This window comes from Bacillus sp. FJAT-45066 (genome assembly GCF_002335755.1).
Classification (GTDB): Bacteria; Bacillota; Bacilli; order Bacillales; family Bacillaceae_I; genus Bacillus_CD; species Bacillus_CD alkalisoli.
In genome coordinates this window covers 2,303,164-2,319,817 of sequence record NZ_NISQ01000001.1, presented here as the reverse complement: position 1 = coordinate 2,319,817, position 16,654 = coordinate 2,303,164, and the positions used below count along the sequence as shown (strand labels likewise).

General features: G+C 36.0%; 20 protein-coding genes and 1 pseudogene. 10 read left to right on the top strand and 11 right to left on the bottom strand.

Annotation, left to right across the window (positions count from 1 at the left end; genetic code table 11):
• Positions 1–245: 245 nt before the first annotated feature.
• On the bottom strand, positions 246–749 hold the full coding sequence (locus tag CDZ92_RS11795; RefSeq protein ID WP_096155431.1) for a MerR family transcriptional regulator: 504 nt from the start codon (positions 747–749) through the stop codon (positions 246–248).
• 314 nt (positions 750–1,063) lie between these two features.
• On the opposite strand from CDZ92_RS11795, the gene CDZ92_RS11790 reads away from it, so the two are divergent.
• Positions 1,064–2,371: a helix-turn-helix transcriptional regulator gene (locus tag CDZ92_RS11790; protein WP_157842764.1), complete on the top strand. Its 1,308-nt coding sequence runs from the start codon at positions 1,064–1,066 to the stop codon at positions 2,369–2,371.
• Between the two features lie 13 nt (positions 2,372–2,384).
• Positions 2,385–2,651, top strand: a complete 267-nt coding sequence (locus CDZ92_RS11785) for a hypothetical protein (RefSeq protein WP_096155429.1) — start codon at positions 2,385–2,387, stop codon at positions 2,649–2,651.
• 40 nt (positions 2,652–2,691) lie between these two features.
• Here the strand turns inward: CDZ92_RS11785 and CDZ92_RS11780 are convergent, their stop codons facing one another.
• Positions 2,692–3,012, bottom strand: coding sequence for a hypothetical protein (locus tag CDZ92_RS11780; RefSeq protein WP_096155428.1), 321 nt, complete (start codon positions 3,010–3,012; stop codon positions 2,692–2,694).
• Between the two features lie 137 nt (positions 3,013–3,149).
• Here CDZ92_RS11780 and CDZ92_RS11775 point away from each other — a divergent pair, with 137 nt between their 5' ends.
• Positions 3,150–3,980, top strand: coding sequence for an aldo/keto reductase (locus tag CDZ92_RS11775; RefSeq protein ID WP_096155427.1), 831 nt, complete (start codon positions 3,150–3,152; stop codon positions 3,978–3,980).
• Positions 3,981–4,040: 60 nt separating this feature from the next.
• Here the strand turns inward: CDZ92_RS11775 and CDZ92_RS11770 are convergent, their stop codons facing one another.
• Positions 4,041–4,805, bottom strand: coding sequence for a FixH family protein (locus CDZ92_RS11770; RefSeq protein WP_096155426.1), 765 nt, complete (start codon positions 4,803–4,805; stop codon positions 4,041–4,043).
• Between the two features lie 94 nt (positions 4,806–4,899).
• On the opposite strand from CDZ92_RS11770, the gene CDZ92_RS11765 reads away from it, so the two are divergent.
• A complete protein-coding gene (locus CDZ92_RS11765; RefSeq protein WP_096155425.1) occupies positions 4,900–5,322 on the top strand; it encodes a GNAT family N-acetyltransferase in 423 nt (140 codons plus the stop codon).
• Between the two features lie 31 nt (positions 5,323–5,353).
• On the opposite strand, the gene CDZ92_RS11760 is transcribed toward CDZ92_RS11765, so the two are convergent.
• Entirely contained in the window at positions 5,354–6,304 is a 951-nt protein-coding gene (locus tag CDZ92_RS11760; RefSeq protein WP_096155424.1) for an RluA family pseudouridine synthase, read from the bottom strand.
• A 114-nt stretch (positions 6,305–6,418) separates the two neighbouring features.
• Here CDZ92_RS11760 and CDZ92_RS11755 point away from each other — a divergent pair, with 114 nt between their 5' ends.
• Positions 6,419–6,835 carry a DUF5365 family protein gene (locus CDZ92_RS11755; RefSeq protein ID WP_096155423.1) on the top strand — a complete coding sequence of 139 codons (417 nt, stop codon included), beginning with the start codon at positions 6,419–6,421 and terminating at the stop codon, positions 6,833–6,835.
• A 332-nt stretch (positions 6,836–7,167) separates the two neighbouring features.
• Here CDZ92_RS11755 and CDZ92_RS11750 read toward each other — a convergent pair whose 3' ends face one another.
• Positions 7,168–7,653 carry a thioredoxin family protein gene (locus tag CDZ92_RS11750; protein WP_096155422.1) on the bottom strand — a complete coding sequence of 162 codons (486 nt, stop codon included), beginning with the start codon at positions 7,651–7,653 and terminating at the stop codon, positions 7,168–7,170.
• Between the two features lies 1 nt (position 7,654).
• Positions 7,655–8,089 (bottom strand): disulfide oxidoreductase, encoded by a 435-nt coding sequence (locus CDZ92_RS11745; protein WP_227521530.1) that lies wholly within the window; start codon positions 8,087–8,089, stop codon positions 7,655–7,657.
• A gap of 338 nt (positions 8,090–8,427) precedes the next feature.
• Here CDZ92_RS11745 and CDZ92_RS11740 point away from each other — a divergent pair, with 338 nt between their 5' ends.
• The 3 genes from CDZ92_RS11740 to CDZ92_RS19650 are packed head-to-tail and all read left to right on the top strand — an operon-like array spanning position 8,428 to position 10,955.
• Positions 8,428–10,113 carry a glycoside hydrolase family 13 protein gene (locus tag CDZ92_RS11740; protein ID WP_096155420.1) on the top strand — a complete coding sequence of 562 codons (1,686 nt, stop codon included), beginning with the start codon at positions 8,428–8,430 and terminating at the stop codon, positions 10,111–10,113.
• 55 nt (positions 10,114–10,168) lie between these two features.
• On the top strand, positions 10,169–10,435 hold the full coding sequence (locus tag CDZ92_RS19655) for a hypothetical protein (protein ID WP_141395223.1): 267 nt from the start codon (positions 10,169–10,171) through the stop codon (positions 10,433–10,435).
• Between the two features lie 7 nt (positions 10,436–10,442).
• Positions 10,443–10,955 carry a hypothetical protein gene (locus tag CDZ92_RS19650; RefSeq protein WP_141395222.1) on the top strand — a complete coding sequence of 171 codons (513 nt, stop codon included), beginning with the start codon at positions 10,443–10,445 and terminating at the stop codon, positions 10,953–10,955.
• A 253-nt stretch (positions 10,956–11,208) separates the two neighbouring features.
• Here the strand turns inward: CDZ92_RS19650 and CDZ92_RS11730 are convergent, their stop codons facing one another.
• Genes CDZ92_RS11730 through CDZ92_RS20325 form a run of 3 tightly spaced genes read right to left on the bottom strand, consistent with a single transcriptional unit; the run spans position 11,209 to position 13,769 of the window.
• Positions 11,209–12,768 carry a GMC family oxidoreductase gene (locus CDZ92_RS11730; RefSeq protein WP_176483757.1) on the bottom strand — a complete coding sequence of 520 codons (1,560 nt, stop codon included), beginning with the start codon at positions 12,766–12,768 and terminating at the stop codon, positions 11,209–11,211.
• Positions 12,746–13,360 (bottom strand): gluconate 2-dehydrogenase subunit 3 family protein, encoded by a 615-nt coding sequence (locus CDZ92_RS11725; RefSeq protein WP_141395221.1) that lies wholly within the window; start codon positions 13,358–13,360, stop codon positions 12,746–12,748. Before CDZ92_RS11725 ends, CDZ92_RS11730 begins: the two co-directional genes overlap by 23 nt.
• A 10-nt stretch (positions 13,361–13,370) precedes the next feature.
• Positions 13,371–13,769 (bottom strand): hypothetical protein, encoded by a 399-nt coding sequence (locus CDZ92_RS20325; RefSeq protein WP_096155416.1) that lies wholly within the window; start codon positions 13,767–13,769, stop codon positions 13,371–13,373.
• A gap of 222 nt (positions 13,770–13,991) precedes the next feature.
• Here CDZ92_RS20325 and CDZ92_RS11715 point away from each other — a divergent pair, with 222 nt between their 5' ends.
• A complete protein-coding gene (locus CDZ92_RS11715) occupies positions 13,992–15,491 on the top strand; it encodes a bifunctional GNAT family N-acetyltransferase/carbon-nitrogen hydrolase family protein (RefSeq protein WP_096156988.1) in 1,500 nt (499 codons plus the stop codon).
• Positions 15,492–15,533: 42 nt separating this feature from the next.
• Here CDZ92_RS11715 and CDZ92_RS20505 read toward each other — a convergent pair whose 3' ends face one another.
• Together CDZ92_RS20505 and CDZ92_RS20500 are read right to left on the bottom strand one after the other, a co-directional pair.
• On the bottom strand, positions 15,534–15,827 hold the full coding sequence (locus CDZ92_RS20505; RefSeq protein WP_369679961.1) for a DUF4395 family protein: 294 nt from the start codon (positions 15,825–15,827) through the stop codon (positions 15,534–15,536).
• A gap of 20 nt (positions 15,828–15,847) precedes the next feature.
• Positions 15,848–15,922 (bottom strand): annotated as a pseudogene (locus CDZ92_RS20500) (hypothetical protein); the annotation flags it as partial.
• A gap of 140 nt (positions 15,923–16,062) precedes the next feature.
• Between CDZ92_RS20500 and CDZ92_RS11705 the strand changes: the two are divergent.
• Positions 16,063–16,569, top strand: coding sequence for a GreA/GreB family elongation factor (locus tag CDZ92_RS11705; protein ID WP_096155414.1), 507 nt, complete (start codon positions 16,063–16,065; stop codon positions 16,567–16,569).
• Positions 16,570–16,654: the final 85 nt, after the last annotated feature.

Genomic DNA, 16,654 nt, shown 5'->3' with positions numbered 1-16,654 from the left:
AAGAAGAAAATGAGCTTGATAAGGTCGATGAAGTTCATTTTAGGTAATAAAAAAGAAGAAAATGAGCTTGATAAAGTCGATGAAGTTCATTTTAGGTAAGAAAAAAGAAGAAAATGAACTTGATAAGGCAGATGAAGTTCATTTTAGGTAAGAAAAAAGAAGAAAATGAACTTGATAAGGCGTATGAAGTTCATTTTGACCAAGAAAAAAATAAAAAATGAACTTCATCCCTTTCGATACACACATCAAAGGCTAAATATGGAACGTAGCATACCTCTACGCTTTTGTTTCAAAGGTGTTTGATCTAACACCATTGGTGGATCTAGTTGTTTTTGTCTTTTATTTTCTATATTTAGAAGTCTCGCTTCTAACATTTCCATTTTATTTGTTAATTCCTCTATCTCTTTTCTTTGTTGGAGAAGTTGATAAGCAACAACTTCATCTGCTTTTTGTTCAATGATGCGTTCAGCAGCATAAATACGGTCTTCTAGTCTAGAAAGTTGTTGATCATCATAATTATTCATTCGAAGTTCTACCTTTCCTTTTCGGTTAACAAGTGAACGTTCTTGGGAGACTGCAACTTCACTGTCTGCTTTTATTTTTTCGAGTTGAGCGATTGCTTGTTCGCTATAGATGTAATGGCCATAATCATTCTTTTCACAAGGAATATCGAATTTTCTTACCCATTCGCGTATCGTTCTAGCTGACATCCCTAAATCTTCAGCAACATCCAACGTTTTTTTATCCATCACTTATTCCCCCTTACTAACTTATTAAACAAATCATTTTAAATTCCTATATGTAAGACAAAACTAGTGTTGATTCGGCAAAGAAAGTGGCTTTTTTACAAGTTGAAAAATTAACAATATAGGTAGTATTTACCTTATTCCTACATAACTAAATGAATTAGTTCCAAGAATCATATAATGTATATATAATAGAATAAATAAGAGGTTAGACATCTCTTTATTTTTCTGAATAATCTTTTTAATTGGTTCTATTAGACTATAAACCTATTATTACATACAATGTCACTATAAAAGTGTAAAGGATGATCCATAAAATGCTGATGGAACAACGTGTTGTGAATGCTTCTAAAATGGATATCGGAAGTAAAATAAAGTTTTATCGATTACAACGAAATATGAAACAAGATGAATTAGCAAAAGGAATCATCTCTGTTTCCTACTTATCTAAAATAGAGAATAATTTAACTGCTCCTAGTAATGAAGTTCTTCAATTACTTTGTGACAGGCTGGATGTAAATGTTTTTATGGAAGAAGATAAAGCTCTACATAAAGAAATAATCGACTGGTATAAGTGTATGGAAACTTCAGCTTTAGAAGTTAGTAAGAAAAAGTACGAAGAGCTATTGTTAAAAATAAAAATATTAAGCAACACAGAAACATTTATTTACTTTCTCTTGTTCGAAGTTCGGTATTTTTTAATGATTCGTGAACATGAGAAAGCAAAAAACATGTTAAACAACTTACAGCAATATATCGAGCTGTTTGACTTGCATATGCATTACTATTATCAGAAGTTTTATGCCCTCTATACGTACAGAACGAATGACTTTATTGCTGCGTTAGAACAATTTAAAAAGGCGGAGGAGCTATTTCATCGCTCTATTCATTTTGAAAAAGAAGAGGAAGCAGATCTATACTATTTGCTCGGTTTAGCTTTTAGTCAAACGATGAAGATCCCTATTAGTATTACATACACTTCTCAAGCGTTAAGTATTTATCAAGCCATTTACGAGACGAAGAGGTGTGCGGAATGTCATATTTTATTAGGAATCTCTTACAGAAGGATAGGAGAATATGAAAGGTCAGAAAAAAGTTATATTCTTGCTCAAAGAGTTGCAGATACTAGAAATGATACTTATTTAAAAGCTTTGCTTCATCATAATATTGGAAAACTATATGCTGTACAAAACAAATCTCAACAAGCATTAGAAGAATTTACAAAAAGCTATGATTTAAAACAAAATGCAAGTATTGCAAGCAAGTTGAATACTATCTATTGTATAGCAATTGAAAACGAAAAATTAGAGAACTTAGAAGAAGCGAAAAAATGGTTAACCTTAGGGGAAAACTATCTTAATGAAGTAGTGAATCTCAAAGAATATGAAGAGTATATTATTTATTTTACAATGTTAGAGAAGGTTGTTTTAGCTGATTACGAGTTTCTTGATGAGTATTTTCAAGAAAAAGCGTTGCCTTATTTCCGTCAACATGACCTTAGAGAGCAATTTGTGATGTATGCGGAAAAATTAGCTTTACATTTTGAAGCTTGTTATAAATATAAAAAATCAAGCTATTATTACTCGCTATGTTTTCAAGAACTTAAGCAACAAACTCACTATTAAGGAGGTTTTATAAATGAAGAAACTTATTACATCAGTAGTATTGGTAGGTTTAATCATCACTGCCCCTTTTTATCAGCAACATGCGTTAGAGGATTACCCAGAACCGATAAAAGGTAGCGAGTTAAAGTATGCGTTAGAGGACTATCCAGAACCGATAAAAGGTAGCGAATTAAAGTATGCGTTAGAAGATTACCCAGAACCAATAAAAGGTAGCGAATTAAAGTATGCGTTAGAAGATTACCCAGAACCGATAAAAGGTAATGGTTACGGTAGCGTTTGATATGTAGAGAGAGCTTAGGAACTAGTTTCCTAAGCTCTTCTTAATAATGGTTTTTCTCTTGTTGATAAAGAAAATAGCTTCTTTTTACATGTAAAGCAGCAATATAAACCGCGAAACAAAATAGTGCAACAATTATTATGACAAGAAGCCCGCTCGTATAAATTAACGCATCATAAGCAAAAGCTGTGTAATACCATACAAAAAGTGTTGCTAAAAAAGTGAGAAAAATAAAAAATAAACTTACAGCACTATGAAGCAAAAATGATTTTTGTCTATGGAACATGATAGTTGTATACAAATAACTAAAATAGACGGCACATACTAATGCGAGAATATTTAGCATTAGAATAAAATCATGCATAATGATCACCCATCCCTTTTTACTAGTGTATAAAGGGGACAAAAAGTGTGTGAAAACATAGGCAGAATGTTTGCTTTTTAAATATAAACATTCATAATAAATGGCAGACGATATCACATTTTGAAAGGAGATTTTAAATGTTCAATAACCTAAATGCTACAACCACACTACATAATGGAGTAAAAATGCCATGGCTTGGACTTGGAGTTTTCAAAGTTGAAGAAGGCGAAGAAGTAGAAAAATCAGTGGAAACAGCTATTAAGCTTGGCTACCGTAGCATTGATACTGCTGCGATTTATAGAAATGAGGAAGGGGTAGGTAGAGCGATTAAAGCTTCTGGGGTACCTCGTGAAGAGCTTTTTATTACTACAAAAGTGTGGAACAAAGCACAAGGCTATGAAATCACGCTTGAGGCTTTTGAAAGAAGTATGTCTAAGCTAGGATTAGACTATTTAGATCTATATTTAATTCACTGGCCTGTTAAAGGGAAATATGTGGATACTTGGAGAGCATTAGAAAAGTTGTACAGTGACGGAAAAGTTCGTGCTATTGGCGTAAGTAACTTCCAGATTAATCATTTACAAGATATTTTTGAAATGGCCAAAGTTAGACCAATGGTAAACCAAGTCGAATACCACCCAAAACTCGCACAAGTTGAATTATTATCATTCTGTAAAGAGAATAATGTTCAAATGCAAGCTTGGTCGCCTTTAATGCAAGGGCATTTATTAGAAAATGAAGTTTTAAAATCTATTGGTGAAAAACATGGTAAATCAGTTGCGCAAATTATTTTACGTTGGGATTTACAAAATGGTGTTGTAACGATTCCGAAGTCTGTAAAAGAACATAGAATGAAAGAAAATGCCGATATCTTTGACTTTGAATTAACGGTAGAGGAAATGGAAAAAATTAATGCGTTAAACGAAGACAAACGCATTGGTCCTGATCCTGATAATTTTGATTTTTAGGACGAAATAAAAATAGGGTGGACTCATACATGTCTGTATGGTCGACCCTATTTGTTAGTCTTAGTCTACATAAACCTCTTCTAATTGGTGTTCGTGTAAATCCTCGTTTTCAATATGAATATTAATGTTATGTTTTCCTTTTTCAGAAAAAAAATAGTTTGTTGCATACGTTCCATCTGAGATTTCTTCCGCATACATAAACTCACGACTCTCGGCACCTTCATGCCAAATCTCGAATTTAACAGTTGCTTTTGTTAGCGCAGCATTCTCTTTTTTTACTGTTACTTTTAAAGTAGTCTCTTCATTCATATGAAGATGGTGGCCAGCGTCAAAATGGATATCTAAATCTGCATGATGATGGTGGTGTCCACCGCTATGTCCGTGGTTGTGATCGCTGTGTTCTTCTTCTTCCTCGACTGGTGATGGAGTTCCTACCGTAAACTCTTCTCGAGGCATAACATGAAGGTCACGTGCTGTTGTATGTGCTACAACAAAGTAGAAGCCCTCTTCAAAGGTTTGAGTGAAAGAATAAATACCATTCCCATCATTTTTACCTTCAACCATATCATGATCTTTTTCTTGCCCTCTTTGCCATACTTCAAACATCACTTCGGAAGCGTCATCTACCATCTCGTCACCTTGTGTTACTCTAGCTTGGATAGTAACCTCTTCATTAGGTTGAATGTTTTCAGGTATTAGAATTTCTACTTCTACCATTTTAGGCATTTCGTTTACTTTGTCGCTTGTGTTATTATTTGTCCCACTATTACAAGCAGTTAAAAACATAATTATTATAGCAAATATAACAAAATGATTTAGCTTCATCGATAAAATCTCCTTTTAGTAAGTATTATAATAAAGAATAAATGATAAAAGTGAAAAAAATGTGAAGAAATCATAACAATATGGGGGAAACAGAATGATTAAGTTTCTAGAGTCAGAGAGTGATTTACTTGAAGGATATCATGTTTTAAAAGAACTACGTACATCTTTGTCAGAAAAGGAATTTTTTAAACGTTTAGCTGTGATGCAAAAAGAGGGATATCAAATGTTAGGTCTTGAAGATAAAGGACAATTAGTAGCTGTTGCGGGTATTATTCCTCTTACGAACTTCTACCATGGGAAACATATATACATATACGACCTCGTTACGAAGTCTACGGTCCGATCTAGTGGCTATGGAGAAAAGTTGCTAGATTATATTATTTCGATGGGAAAAGAAAAAGGTTATGAAAATATAACACTTTCTTCTGGCTTACAAAGAGTAGATGCACACCGATTTTATGAGAAGAAGATGAGTTTTGATAAAACAAGCTTTGTATTTGTAAAATCTTTGACGTGACCAAACAAAACAAAGGCAATTAGCTAAATTACTAATTGCCTTCACATTTTACGTTTTCTACTATTTTTTGCACTTGTAATGTAAGGTCTTTACTAGGAGAGAAATCATTAGAAATAGTTGCTGTTACTGAGACTACTTCGTCATTAAATGGATGTGGAACATCAAGTTTCCATGCATGTAAAGCTTGACCTGAATGGGAAAGTTTATTTTTTGCCCCATATAAATTATCACCAACTAAAGGATGGCCAATATGACTCATATGCACTCTAATTTGATGAGTCCTTCCTGTTTCAAGTGTAAGCTGTACAAGTGTACAACCAACAAGTTTTTTAATCACTTTAAAATTCGTTACTGCCTTTTGACCATTAGGCGAAACTCTTCTCCTTGATGCATGATGACGATCTTTTCCAATTGGTTGATTAATTCTACCAATAAGTTTATTCATTGCACCTTCTACTAATGCAATATATGTACGTTTAATTTTTCGTTCTTCTAATGCTTTATCTAAAAGGGCCCCACTTAAAGCATGCTTTGCAAAAAGAATTGCTCCACTCGTTTCTTTATCCAGTCGATGCATGTGTCTAACTTTGCTACGAATACCTTTTTGTTGAAAATAATAGGCAACACCGTTTGATAAAGTATTTGTTGAATCTATAGAACCAGGGTGTGTGTCTACCCCACTAGGTTTGTTCACAATAAGAAGGTGATCATCTTCATATAATACTTCAATTTCCATTGGAGACGGAGTAGGAGTTATTTGTTCATCTCTCGTTATATTTATTTTAAGTGTATCACCTATAGTTAGAAGGGAAGTCCAATTTGGTTGTTGTTCATTAACAACTACTTTCTTTTCCGTTCTGAATTCGTGTAGCAGCGTTTTAGGTACAGGAAATTGAGTTTTTAAAAAGTCTTGCAAAGAAATAGCTTCTTCTGTTTTGGTTATTTTGATAAAAATATTGTTTTTATGGGTTGTAATTTTCATCGTATTTCCTTTCTATTTTTGGGCTGTTAATGATTCCATTAACTACCTACTTAATCTTTTCATTATATGTGTTAATCTAGTGTTAAGAGAAGTGTTTTAAAGGTGGGTTCAATTGTGAAAGTAGTATTGGCAGCAACTCCTGAACAGGAGGAACATATCGGAGAATTGATCCAGCACCTCGTAACCAATGTATTACCTTATTATATAACGGATGAAGAAATAGAGTCTTATCCGCTATTCTTTTTCCCCGAACTTCACAACGATTTAGAGAAGATGTTTCCTCTTTATAATGGCACAATAAAAGATGCACTTGCAATTATTTCAAGTCTTCAAACTATTATTATCTTATTAGAAACCGTTCAAACAGAGCCAATAGAGCATAAACATCGAGAAATATTTACAAAAAACGTTGTATTGTTAAAAGAGTACGGTTTTACATTTCCATTTTCTATGGATCAATTCTCACAAGAAGAAAGAAAACAAGTTTTCTTTAGCCGATATGCGAAAGCAACGAATGAATACTTAGTATAGAAACGTAAAAAAAACTTCTGGTTGACTATGCCAGAAGTTTTTTTTTGCTATGTTAAAGGCCACTGTTGATTTCCGTGCAAGGATTCGCTTTCCGCGGGCGGTAAAAAGGTAGGTTATTTTCACTGTCGTGAAAAAACCTACTCCTCGGCGCAAGCGCCTGTGGGGTCTCCCGCTCCCCGCTTCTCCCGCAGGACAAGGAAGGCTACGGGAGCGATGCATCCTTCGTAAGGAAATGCGATAGCATTTTCGAGGAGTCTCAGCCTTGCACGGAAATCAACAGGTATATTGTTAAATATCAACACTTAGCTTTATCATAGCTTGTTTGTTTAATATTATTGAGCTGGTGTTTCTTCTTCGACAATATGTTCAAACCAGTCGTCGAAGAATTCTCTGCTTTGGTAGCCTTCTACACGATTTACTTCTTGTCCGTTTACAAAGTGCACTACTGTAGGTGTTGCCCTAATGTTGTAATCGTCCCATCCTTGATTGAATTCAAGTAGGTTGTATAACTTTAAGTCTACTTCCATTTCCTCAGCGGCAGGGACAATAATTGGGGAAGCGGCTTTACAAGCATCACATGTTGGACTGTAAAAATAGATAGTTGTCGTAACATCCGTTTCTAAGCTCTCTTCTAAATCATCAGGTAGAATGATGTTTTGATATAGTGGATCATTTAATTGTTTTTGAGTTTCTGCATGAATAACAGATTTACCGAATGGGTTGCCTTCAGATAATTTCTTTTGTTGTATGTTTGTTATAACAGCAAGTGCTATGAAAATAACGACAATAACCCCTACAATCACAAATAATTTCTTCATGTTATTTACCTTCTTTCGCCATTTTTTTTATGAAAAATAATAGAACGGTAATGCTAATAAATCCGATGAAAGCTAAAAATGGAATAGTAATAAAGCCGAGCAAGTTTATGTACTGTCCTGTACAAGGAACAACTCCACATTCAATCGAATTTTCCGCAAAGAAAGGAACTTTTTGTATTAAATAATGATAAGAAGAAACGATAATTCCGATGATAGAAAATGGTAATGCATACAATGGAATGTTTGCATCTTTTTTTACAGCTCCAATTCCAAGTAGTATTACAAGGGGATACATTAAAATACGTTGATACCAGCATAGTTCACATGGAATAAAAAACAATATCTCAGAAAAATACAAACTTCCAAGTGTAGCTATTAAAGAAATAGCCCATGCTGCAAATAACAAGTTTTCTATCTTTTTATTAGCATTTGTCACCTTACCAGCCCTACTTTCTAGTAACATCCTAAAAAAATTATAGTATGGAAAGGGAGGGATTGCAAAGATTTAAAAGGGGTTAAAAGTTTCTTTTGCAAATGTAATGCAAGACCGCTGTTGATTTCCGTGCAAGTATTCGCTTTCCGAGGGCGTGTCTAGGTCTAGCGGCTAGTAGTTACTAAATATAAACAAACTAATTATACAAATTATAAAGACCGTACAAAGCTTGCAAGAATTTCATTTTCCTGTAAAATTACAAGGGAATGAAATCGATTTCATAAATACAGATGGACAAGAATACATAACGCAATAATACTACTTTTAAAGGAGAGGTTTTTATGTCACGTAAATGGTGGAAAGAGGCAGTTGTATATCAAATTTATCCTCGAAGCTTCTGTGATTCTAACGGAGATGGTGTTGGTGACATCCAAGGAATCATTTCTAAATTAGACTATCTTAAGGAATTAGGGGTAGACGTAGTTTGGTTGTCACCAGTTTACCAATCCCCAAATGATGATAACGGCTATGATATTAGTGATTATCGCGACATTATGGATGAGTTTGGAACAATGGCAGACTGGGAAGAAATGCTAGCAGAAATGCATAAACGCGGTATTAAACTAATTATGGATCTTGTCGTAAACCATAGTTCCGATGAACATGCTTGGTTTGTTGAATCAAGAAAATCAAAAGACAACCCATATCGTGATTATTATATTTGGAGACCAGGGAAAGATGGCAAAGAGCCTAACAACTGGGAAGCAGCATTTAGTGGACCAGCATGGAATTATGATGAAACAACGGATGAGTATTACTTGCATCTTTTCGCAAAAAAACAACCAGATTTAAACTGGGAAAATCCGAAAGTTCGTGAAGAAGTTTACGACATGATGAAATTTTGGTTAGATAAAGGGATTGATGGATTCCGAATGGACGTTATTAACTTTATTTCTAAAGTGGATGGTTTGCCAGACGCACCAAATCCAGAAGGTAAAAAATACGTATCTGGCCACCAATATTTTATGAACGGACCTCGCATTCATGAATTTTTACACGAAATGAACAAAGAAGTTTTGTCACAATATGATGTGATGACAGTTGGAGAAATGCCAGGTGTTAATCCAGAAGAAGGAAAAATGTATACAGCGGATGAGCGTGAAGAGTTAAACATGGTATTTCAGTTTGAACATGTTGATTTAGATACGCAACCAGGAAAAAATAAATGGCACCTGAAACCACTAGATTTAAGAGATTTGAAGCGCTCTTTAGGAAAATGGCAAGTGGAATTAGAAGATGCTGGGTGGAACAGTTTATATTGGAACAACCATGACCAACCACGTATCGTTTCTCGTTTCGGTGATGATAAAGAGTATCGAGAGATTTCTGCGAAAATGTTAGCGACATGTTTGCATATGATGAAAGGTACTCCATACATTTATCAAGGTGAAGAATTCGGAATGACAAATGTGCGTTTTGAGTCTATTGATCAATACAAAGATATCGAGACATTAAATATGTACAATGAGCGTGTTCATGAATATGGAGACGATCCAGAAGATATTATGACAAGCATCTATACAAAAGGACGCGACAATGCTAGAACACCTTTGCAGTGGGATGAAAGTGAGTATGCTGGCTTTACTACAGGCACACCTTGGATTGAAGTGAATCCTAATTATAAAGAGATAAATGCGAAAGCGGCTGTTGCAGATACTAACTCTATCTTTCATTACTATCGTAAACTTATCCAACTACGCAAAGAAAATGAAGTAATGGTTTACGGAAAGTTTGAGATGTTAATGGATGAGCATCCGGAAGTTTTTGCTTATACGAGAACACTAGGGAATGAAAAGTTACTAGTAGTAACGAACTTCTCGGGTAATACTCCAATGTTTGAGTGGGAAAGTAAAGGTGAGCGTTCGAATAAAGAAGTGCTCATTAGTAATTACGAGGTTAATTTAGAAGAAGAAATAAGCTCATTTCAGTTAAAACCTTGGGAAGCTAGGGTTTATAAGTTGGTTTAAGTAGTGGGAAGTTTTCTAGGGTTGGTTTTAATATCGATTAGCGCATGAGAATTTATTGAATGGTCGTGAGGAATATAATCACGACCATTTTGTGGTGGAAAAAAAGTTAGTTACACCGACGATGGGGCATGTATTCATGGCCGGTATGGGAAGAAAAAAAGATCAAACCGTCAATGGGAGACGTCGCCAAGGCCGGTATGGGAAGAAAAAAGGGTTAAACCGTCAATGGGAGACGTCGCCAAGGCCGGTATGGGAAGAAAAAAGGGTCAAACCGTACATGGGAGTGGTCGCCAAGGCCGGTATGGGAAGAAAAAAGGGTTAAACCGTACATGGGAGTGGTCGCCAAGGCCGGTATGGGAAGAAAAAAAGGTCAAACCGTCCATGGGAGACGTCGTCAAGGGCGGTATGGGAAGAAAAAAAGGTCAAACCGTCCATGGGAGACGTCGTCAAGGGCGGTATGGGAAGAAAAAAAGGTCAAACCGTCCATGGGAGACGTCGTCAAGGGCGGTATGGGAAGAAAAAAAGGTCAAACCGTCCATGGGAGACGTCGTCAAGGGCGGTATGGGAAGAAAAAAAGGTCAAACCGTCCATGGGAGACGTCGTCAAGGGCGGTATGGGAAGAAAAAAAGGTCAAACCGTCCATGGGAGACGTCGTCAAGGGCGGTATGGGAAGAAAAAAAGGTCAAACCGTCCATGGGAGACGTCGTCAAGGGCGGTATGGGAAGAAAAAAAGGTCAAACCGTCCATGGGAGACGTCGTCAAGGGCGGTATGGGAAGAAAAAAAGATCAAACCGTCCATGGGAGTCTTCGCCAAGGCCGGTATGGGAAGAAAAAAGGGTTAAACCGTCCATGGGAGTGGTCGCCAAGGCCGGTATGGGAAGAAAAAAGGGTCAAACCGTCCATGGGAGTCTTCGCCAAGGCCGGTATGGGAAGAAAAAAGGGTCAAACCGTCCATGGGAGTCGTCGCCAAGGCCGGTAAGAGAAGAAAAAAAGTTCAAACCGTCCATAAGAGGATAATTATGACTGCTCTGTGGTAAAAATCAAAAAGAATCGGTCTTAAGAAAAACCTCCCTGACGTTAGAAGTAATTTAATAATCACAGATTCCCGAGCCTCAACTCCTCCATCATATACTCAGCACTTCGTAAAGCTAATGCATACGCTGTAAAAGTCGGGTTAGCCGATGGAGCTGTCACAAATGTAGGTGTACCTACGATAAATAGATTTTTAACATCATGTGTTTGACCGTAACTATTAACAACAGACTCCGAAGCATTTTCTCCCATACGACACCCACCCATTAAGTGAGCGTGTGACTTCAGGTGATACAAAGGCTCACCATCTGAAGCTTGACCAACTTGATATAACAACTTTTTTGCTGCTTCACGAATCTTTTTATCGTTTTCACATAAAGAATATTCAACTATCGGAATCGGAACTCCATTCTCATCCTTCTTATTAGATAGACTTATCTGATTTTTTTCTTGAGGTAGCGTTTCTCCGAGCATAGCAAAGCTTCCATAAAAATTGTAATCTAACATGCGACTTCGAAGTTCTTCTCCAATACACGCTGAATCATTTTCAAAAAACAAAGTCGCCAGGCGGAGGGGGCGCAAACCATACGAATTCATCATAAATCCTCTTGCATAATCGGATGATTTGCCAGATTCATATGGATCTAACGTTAAGGCTTGTACTGGATTTCCACGATACATCCTAATTTCATCTGCATACTTTACAATAAATTTGTCATTTAGATTGCTCATTAAAAATTTGCCGACTAACCCACTTGAATTAGCAAGTCCATCTGGAAATAAACTAGATGAACTATGTAATAACAATCTTGGAGTTTCAACAGCATATGTGGCTAACACAACCATCCGAGCTTCCTGAAAAAAAGATTCTCCATCTCTTTTATACTCCACTCCACTAACTAACCCGTCTTCGCCAACAGTCACGCGTGTTACTGTAGCATTATCAATAATATTAGCTCCGTTCGCAATGGCTTCAGGAACAAATGTATTCAACGGTGTGGTTTTTGCACCTGGTGTACAACCTTCTTCACAAAATCCTCTATTTGTACAAGGGTGTCTTTTCTTAAAAGGAGCAGTTAATATAGCTAACGGCGATACAGAATGCTTCAAACCAGCATTCTCACACCCTTCACGAAACTTTAACGTATTGTTACTTAAATCATGCTGGGCAGGATATGGGAATTTTCCTCCATAAGGCTCCCAAGGAAAATCAATGGGCCCAGACAGTAACAATTTTTTTTGAATTTTGTCATAGTACGGAGCAAGTGTATTGTAATTAATTGGCCAATCTTCTCCTACACCCTCAAAGCTTTTCGTACGAAAATCGGATTGATGGAAACGCAAAAGCTGTGCTGTATAATGCACAGCACTCCCCCCGACTCCCTTACCGGAAGTGCTTCTACTAAGGTCTAAAGGGTCTTCTCCTAGACTAATCCTTGGATCATTCCAAAATAGTTTTTCCATTTCAAGTTCATCACTTGAAAAGTCTCGCTCAGGCAAACGGTGAGGCCCGGCCTCTAAACAAATTACCTTTAAGCCACGGCGGCTTAACTCGCTAGCTATTATACTTCCACTAGCACCAGCACCAACAATACATACGTCAACTTTTTTCGTCTTTGTCATATAAAGGTGCCTCCCAAGAGTCAAACTGCTTAAAGCCAAATGCATAATAGCCGCGAGGATAAGCTGGTCCACCGAAACCTAAATCAGACCAAATAGAAGGGTCCGAATATACGACTTTTATTAATTCACTAGAAAAGGTATGTAGAAACAATCTAGGTTTAATTTTAATCCAAACATCAGGCATCCCGATGTCATCTTCTAATTGCTTTACATAAGAAAGTTGTAATTTTTTTTCTAAAGTAGAAAAAGGGTGGTGGAATTGTGAGTAACATTCCACATGAACATAACGCAGGCCGGTTCTTATAACATCCACTACCCTTAAATCACTTCCGCGAATAAAACCATTCAATTTCCCTTCACGACAACGCTCATCTAATAAAGATACGACATTTACACCAATGTCACCTAAATGAGAAGGGGTAATAATAGGATAAAGTGCTATAATTAATTCATGTTCATCTGGTTTAAAAATAGATACTTCACTAGCAGCCAGTCTCTTTTGAATTACACATTGTGTGGCTTTATCCCATTCATGAAATTGATCCATTACGTTAAACTCCGGAAAGTATGTTTGTTTAGGATGATCCATCATTCATACCTCCTCATCCGTACCAAATAATTAATAGTGAAACGAAGCCTAGTGATGCAATAGTAAAAGGAAGTGTAACAGGTGGTCCAGCCATAATATTTTCCTTTTTAATTCCACCTGTTCGATTACTTATTGCCCCCCAGTGTAGAAATCCACCATATAAACCAATTAAAATAACTAAAAATGATAGAATAGAGTAAATCCAACCAAGCACAGGATTAGGGAAAATTGCAAGGAGAATGCCGAAAATACCAACTAGTGGCAATGACACAACTGGAATATACATTTGCCAAGCGTGAAATTTCCCTCTTGCATGCCAGATGTAAATTTGTGTCCAAAGGGAAAAGTATCCAAATCCAATTAATAGTGTTAATAAACGAGCTAAACTCCACGAATCCCATCCTAAAATCATATGTAAGCCTCCAAGAAGGAAATTTTCCATTATTACGTTATTATTTTCTATAAGGGAAGAACTATGCGGTATAATGTAAAAGAAAACAAATAAACATAAGCCGTTATGTAAAAACAATTTGTTTTGGAATAATAAAATAAGGGAATAAGTACAAGTGGTATGACCAAAGAGTAGGAGTTGGAATTTGTGTCAAAGATCGATTTATCTAAATTTGAGAAAAAAATGATAATCCGTAACATAGAGGAAAAAGATATTGACGATATAATTAAGTTACAACATGTTTGTTTTCCAGGAATGTCACCTTGGAAGAGAGAGCATTTAGAAAGTCATTTAAATATGTTCCCAGAAGGCCAGTTTTGTGCAGAATACGACGGGGAAATAATCGGTTCATGTTCTTCTTTAATCATAAACTTTGATGAATATGATGACCGTCATACATGGGATGACATTACAGATGAAGGCTACATTACAAACCATAATGATGATGGATACAATCTTTATGGAATTGAAGTGATGGTTCATCAAGAATACCGCCGAATGAAAGTAGGGCATCGTTTATACGAAGCTCGAAAAGACCTGGCAAGAAGATTAAATTTAAAGAGTATTATTATTGGAGGACGTATACCACGTTATCATAATTATGCCGATGAAATGAGTCCTCGTGAATACGTGCGCCAAGTAATACGCCATAAAATTTATGATCCAGTATTATCTTTCCAACTATTAAATGAGTTTACGTTAATGCGTATTAATCCAGGGTATTTACCAGATGATTTAGCATCGAACAAATACGCAACCTTGATGGAATGGAATAATTTTGAATACGTGCCACAAACGAAACGTCACTTTAAAACATCGTTCCCTGTTAGAATTTGTGTTGTGCAATATATGATGAAGCCAATTAGTTCGTTTGAAGAGTTCGCTACTCAAGTAGAGTACTACACAGATGTAGCATCAGACGGTGGAGCGGATTTTGCTTTGTTCCCTGAAATTTTCACGACTCAGTTAATGTCATTTTTAAATGAAAAATCACCAAGTAAAGCAGTACAGCGTTTAACGGAGTATACGGAACAGTACATCCAGTTGTTTACGGATTTAGCTGTTAAATATAATGTCAACATCATCGGTGGATCACACTTCGTCGAGGAAGACGAAAAAGTATTCAATATTGCATATCTTTTCCGACGAGATGGAACTATTGAAAAGCAGTATAAAATTCACATTACGCCAAACGAACGTAAATGGTGGGGGATTAGTAGTGGGGATCGGGTAAGAGTTTTTGATACAGATTGCGGGAAGATTGCTATTCAAATTTGTTATGATATTGAGTTCCCTGAACTAGCGCGTATTGCTACTGAAAGAGGAGCCAACATTATTTTCTGTCCATTTAATACAGAAGATCGCCAAGGATACTTACGAGTACGATATTGTGCACAAGCTCGTGCGGTAGAAAATCAAATTTACACCGTTATTGCTGGTACATGTGGAAACTTACCACAAGTAGAGAATATGGATATCCAATATTCACAGTCTGCTATCTTTGCACCTTCAGATTTCGAATTTGCCCGTGATGGAATTGTAGGAGAATGTAACCCTAACATTGAAATGGTAATTATCGGGGATGTCGATTTAGAAATTCTTCGTAGGCAACGTCAATCAGGTACAGTAAGACAACTTAAAGACCGTCGTCGTGACCTGTATGAAATAAAATATAAACGTTAATAAAAAGAGGCTGCCATGAATTAATAGGCAGCCGTTTTTATCTCAATTTTTTAATGATCTTCTATATTGATATTGCTTCCACTGATAACGAATAAAACAACCTACACAGAACCCTAGGTTTGCTGCAAATGTAGCAAATGCGCAACCATAATGGTAAAAACAAACCCAATAAATGGTAAACTGAATGTAAAACCAAACAATGAAAGCCCTAAACATAAAAACGGCAATTGTCTGATAAAACTGGACTTGTGCAACTTTTTCTTGTGGATAGGTTGAGAGCGTTTTTTTATGAAAAGTTTTCCATGTAGAATAGCAGGATTTGCTTTGAGAAACAATCCAAGTATACCAGTGAGAAATGGAATAAATAAAATAGCATGTATCGATGTCAAAAGAGCAATTAGGATTAGGACCGTGTTACTACAATAAACCATTAATTTAATGTTACGAGTGGCTTAGGAATAGTTAAAGATTTTGTGCTCATTTTAATAACCCTAACTTTATCGGAATACTAACACTTTATTCTAAATAGTAAAGAATATTCAATATAAAAGTGAAAAAGAGAAAGGAGAGTATGATGGCAGTTAAAATTACACCTAATGGCGAGAAAGTGATTCTCCAACAAATAGCTAATTTAGAACGAGAATTAAAGCAAGTACGTATAGAAAAAAATAAAGCGTATCATGCTTGCGGTGATGATAAATTAGCTAATCCTAACTTTCATAAATTAGAGCAAGAAGAACGTATAGTAGAGGAACATATTCGAGAAATTCAACATTCATATAAGACTGCTGAAATTATTTACGTTGATGAGCGTAATACGGAAAAAGTTGATATTGGGTCTATTGTAAAGTGTTCGTTTGAGTATACAGAGTTTACGGAAGAAGAAATATATGAAATTGTAGGGTACGGAGAATCTAATTTAGAGGAAAATAAACTTTTCTATGATACACCAGTTGCAATACAGTTAATAGGTTTAAAGATCGGCGATGAAACTATTTTGTCGGTTCCTTCTGGAAAGGTAAAATGTAAAATTTTAAAATTGTATAGCGGATGGGAAGAAGTTGGATCCATTAATTAAGTTATTTATTGGTATAACACACAAAAATGCATGGATAATGAGATAATCCATGCATCTTCATTGTCTATTGGAAATTAGATACGGC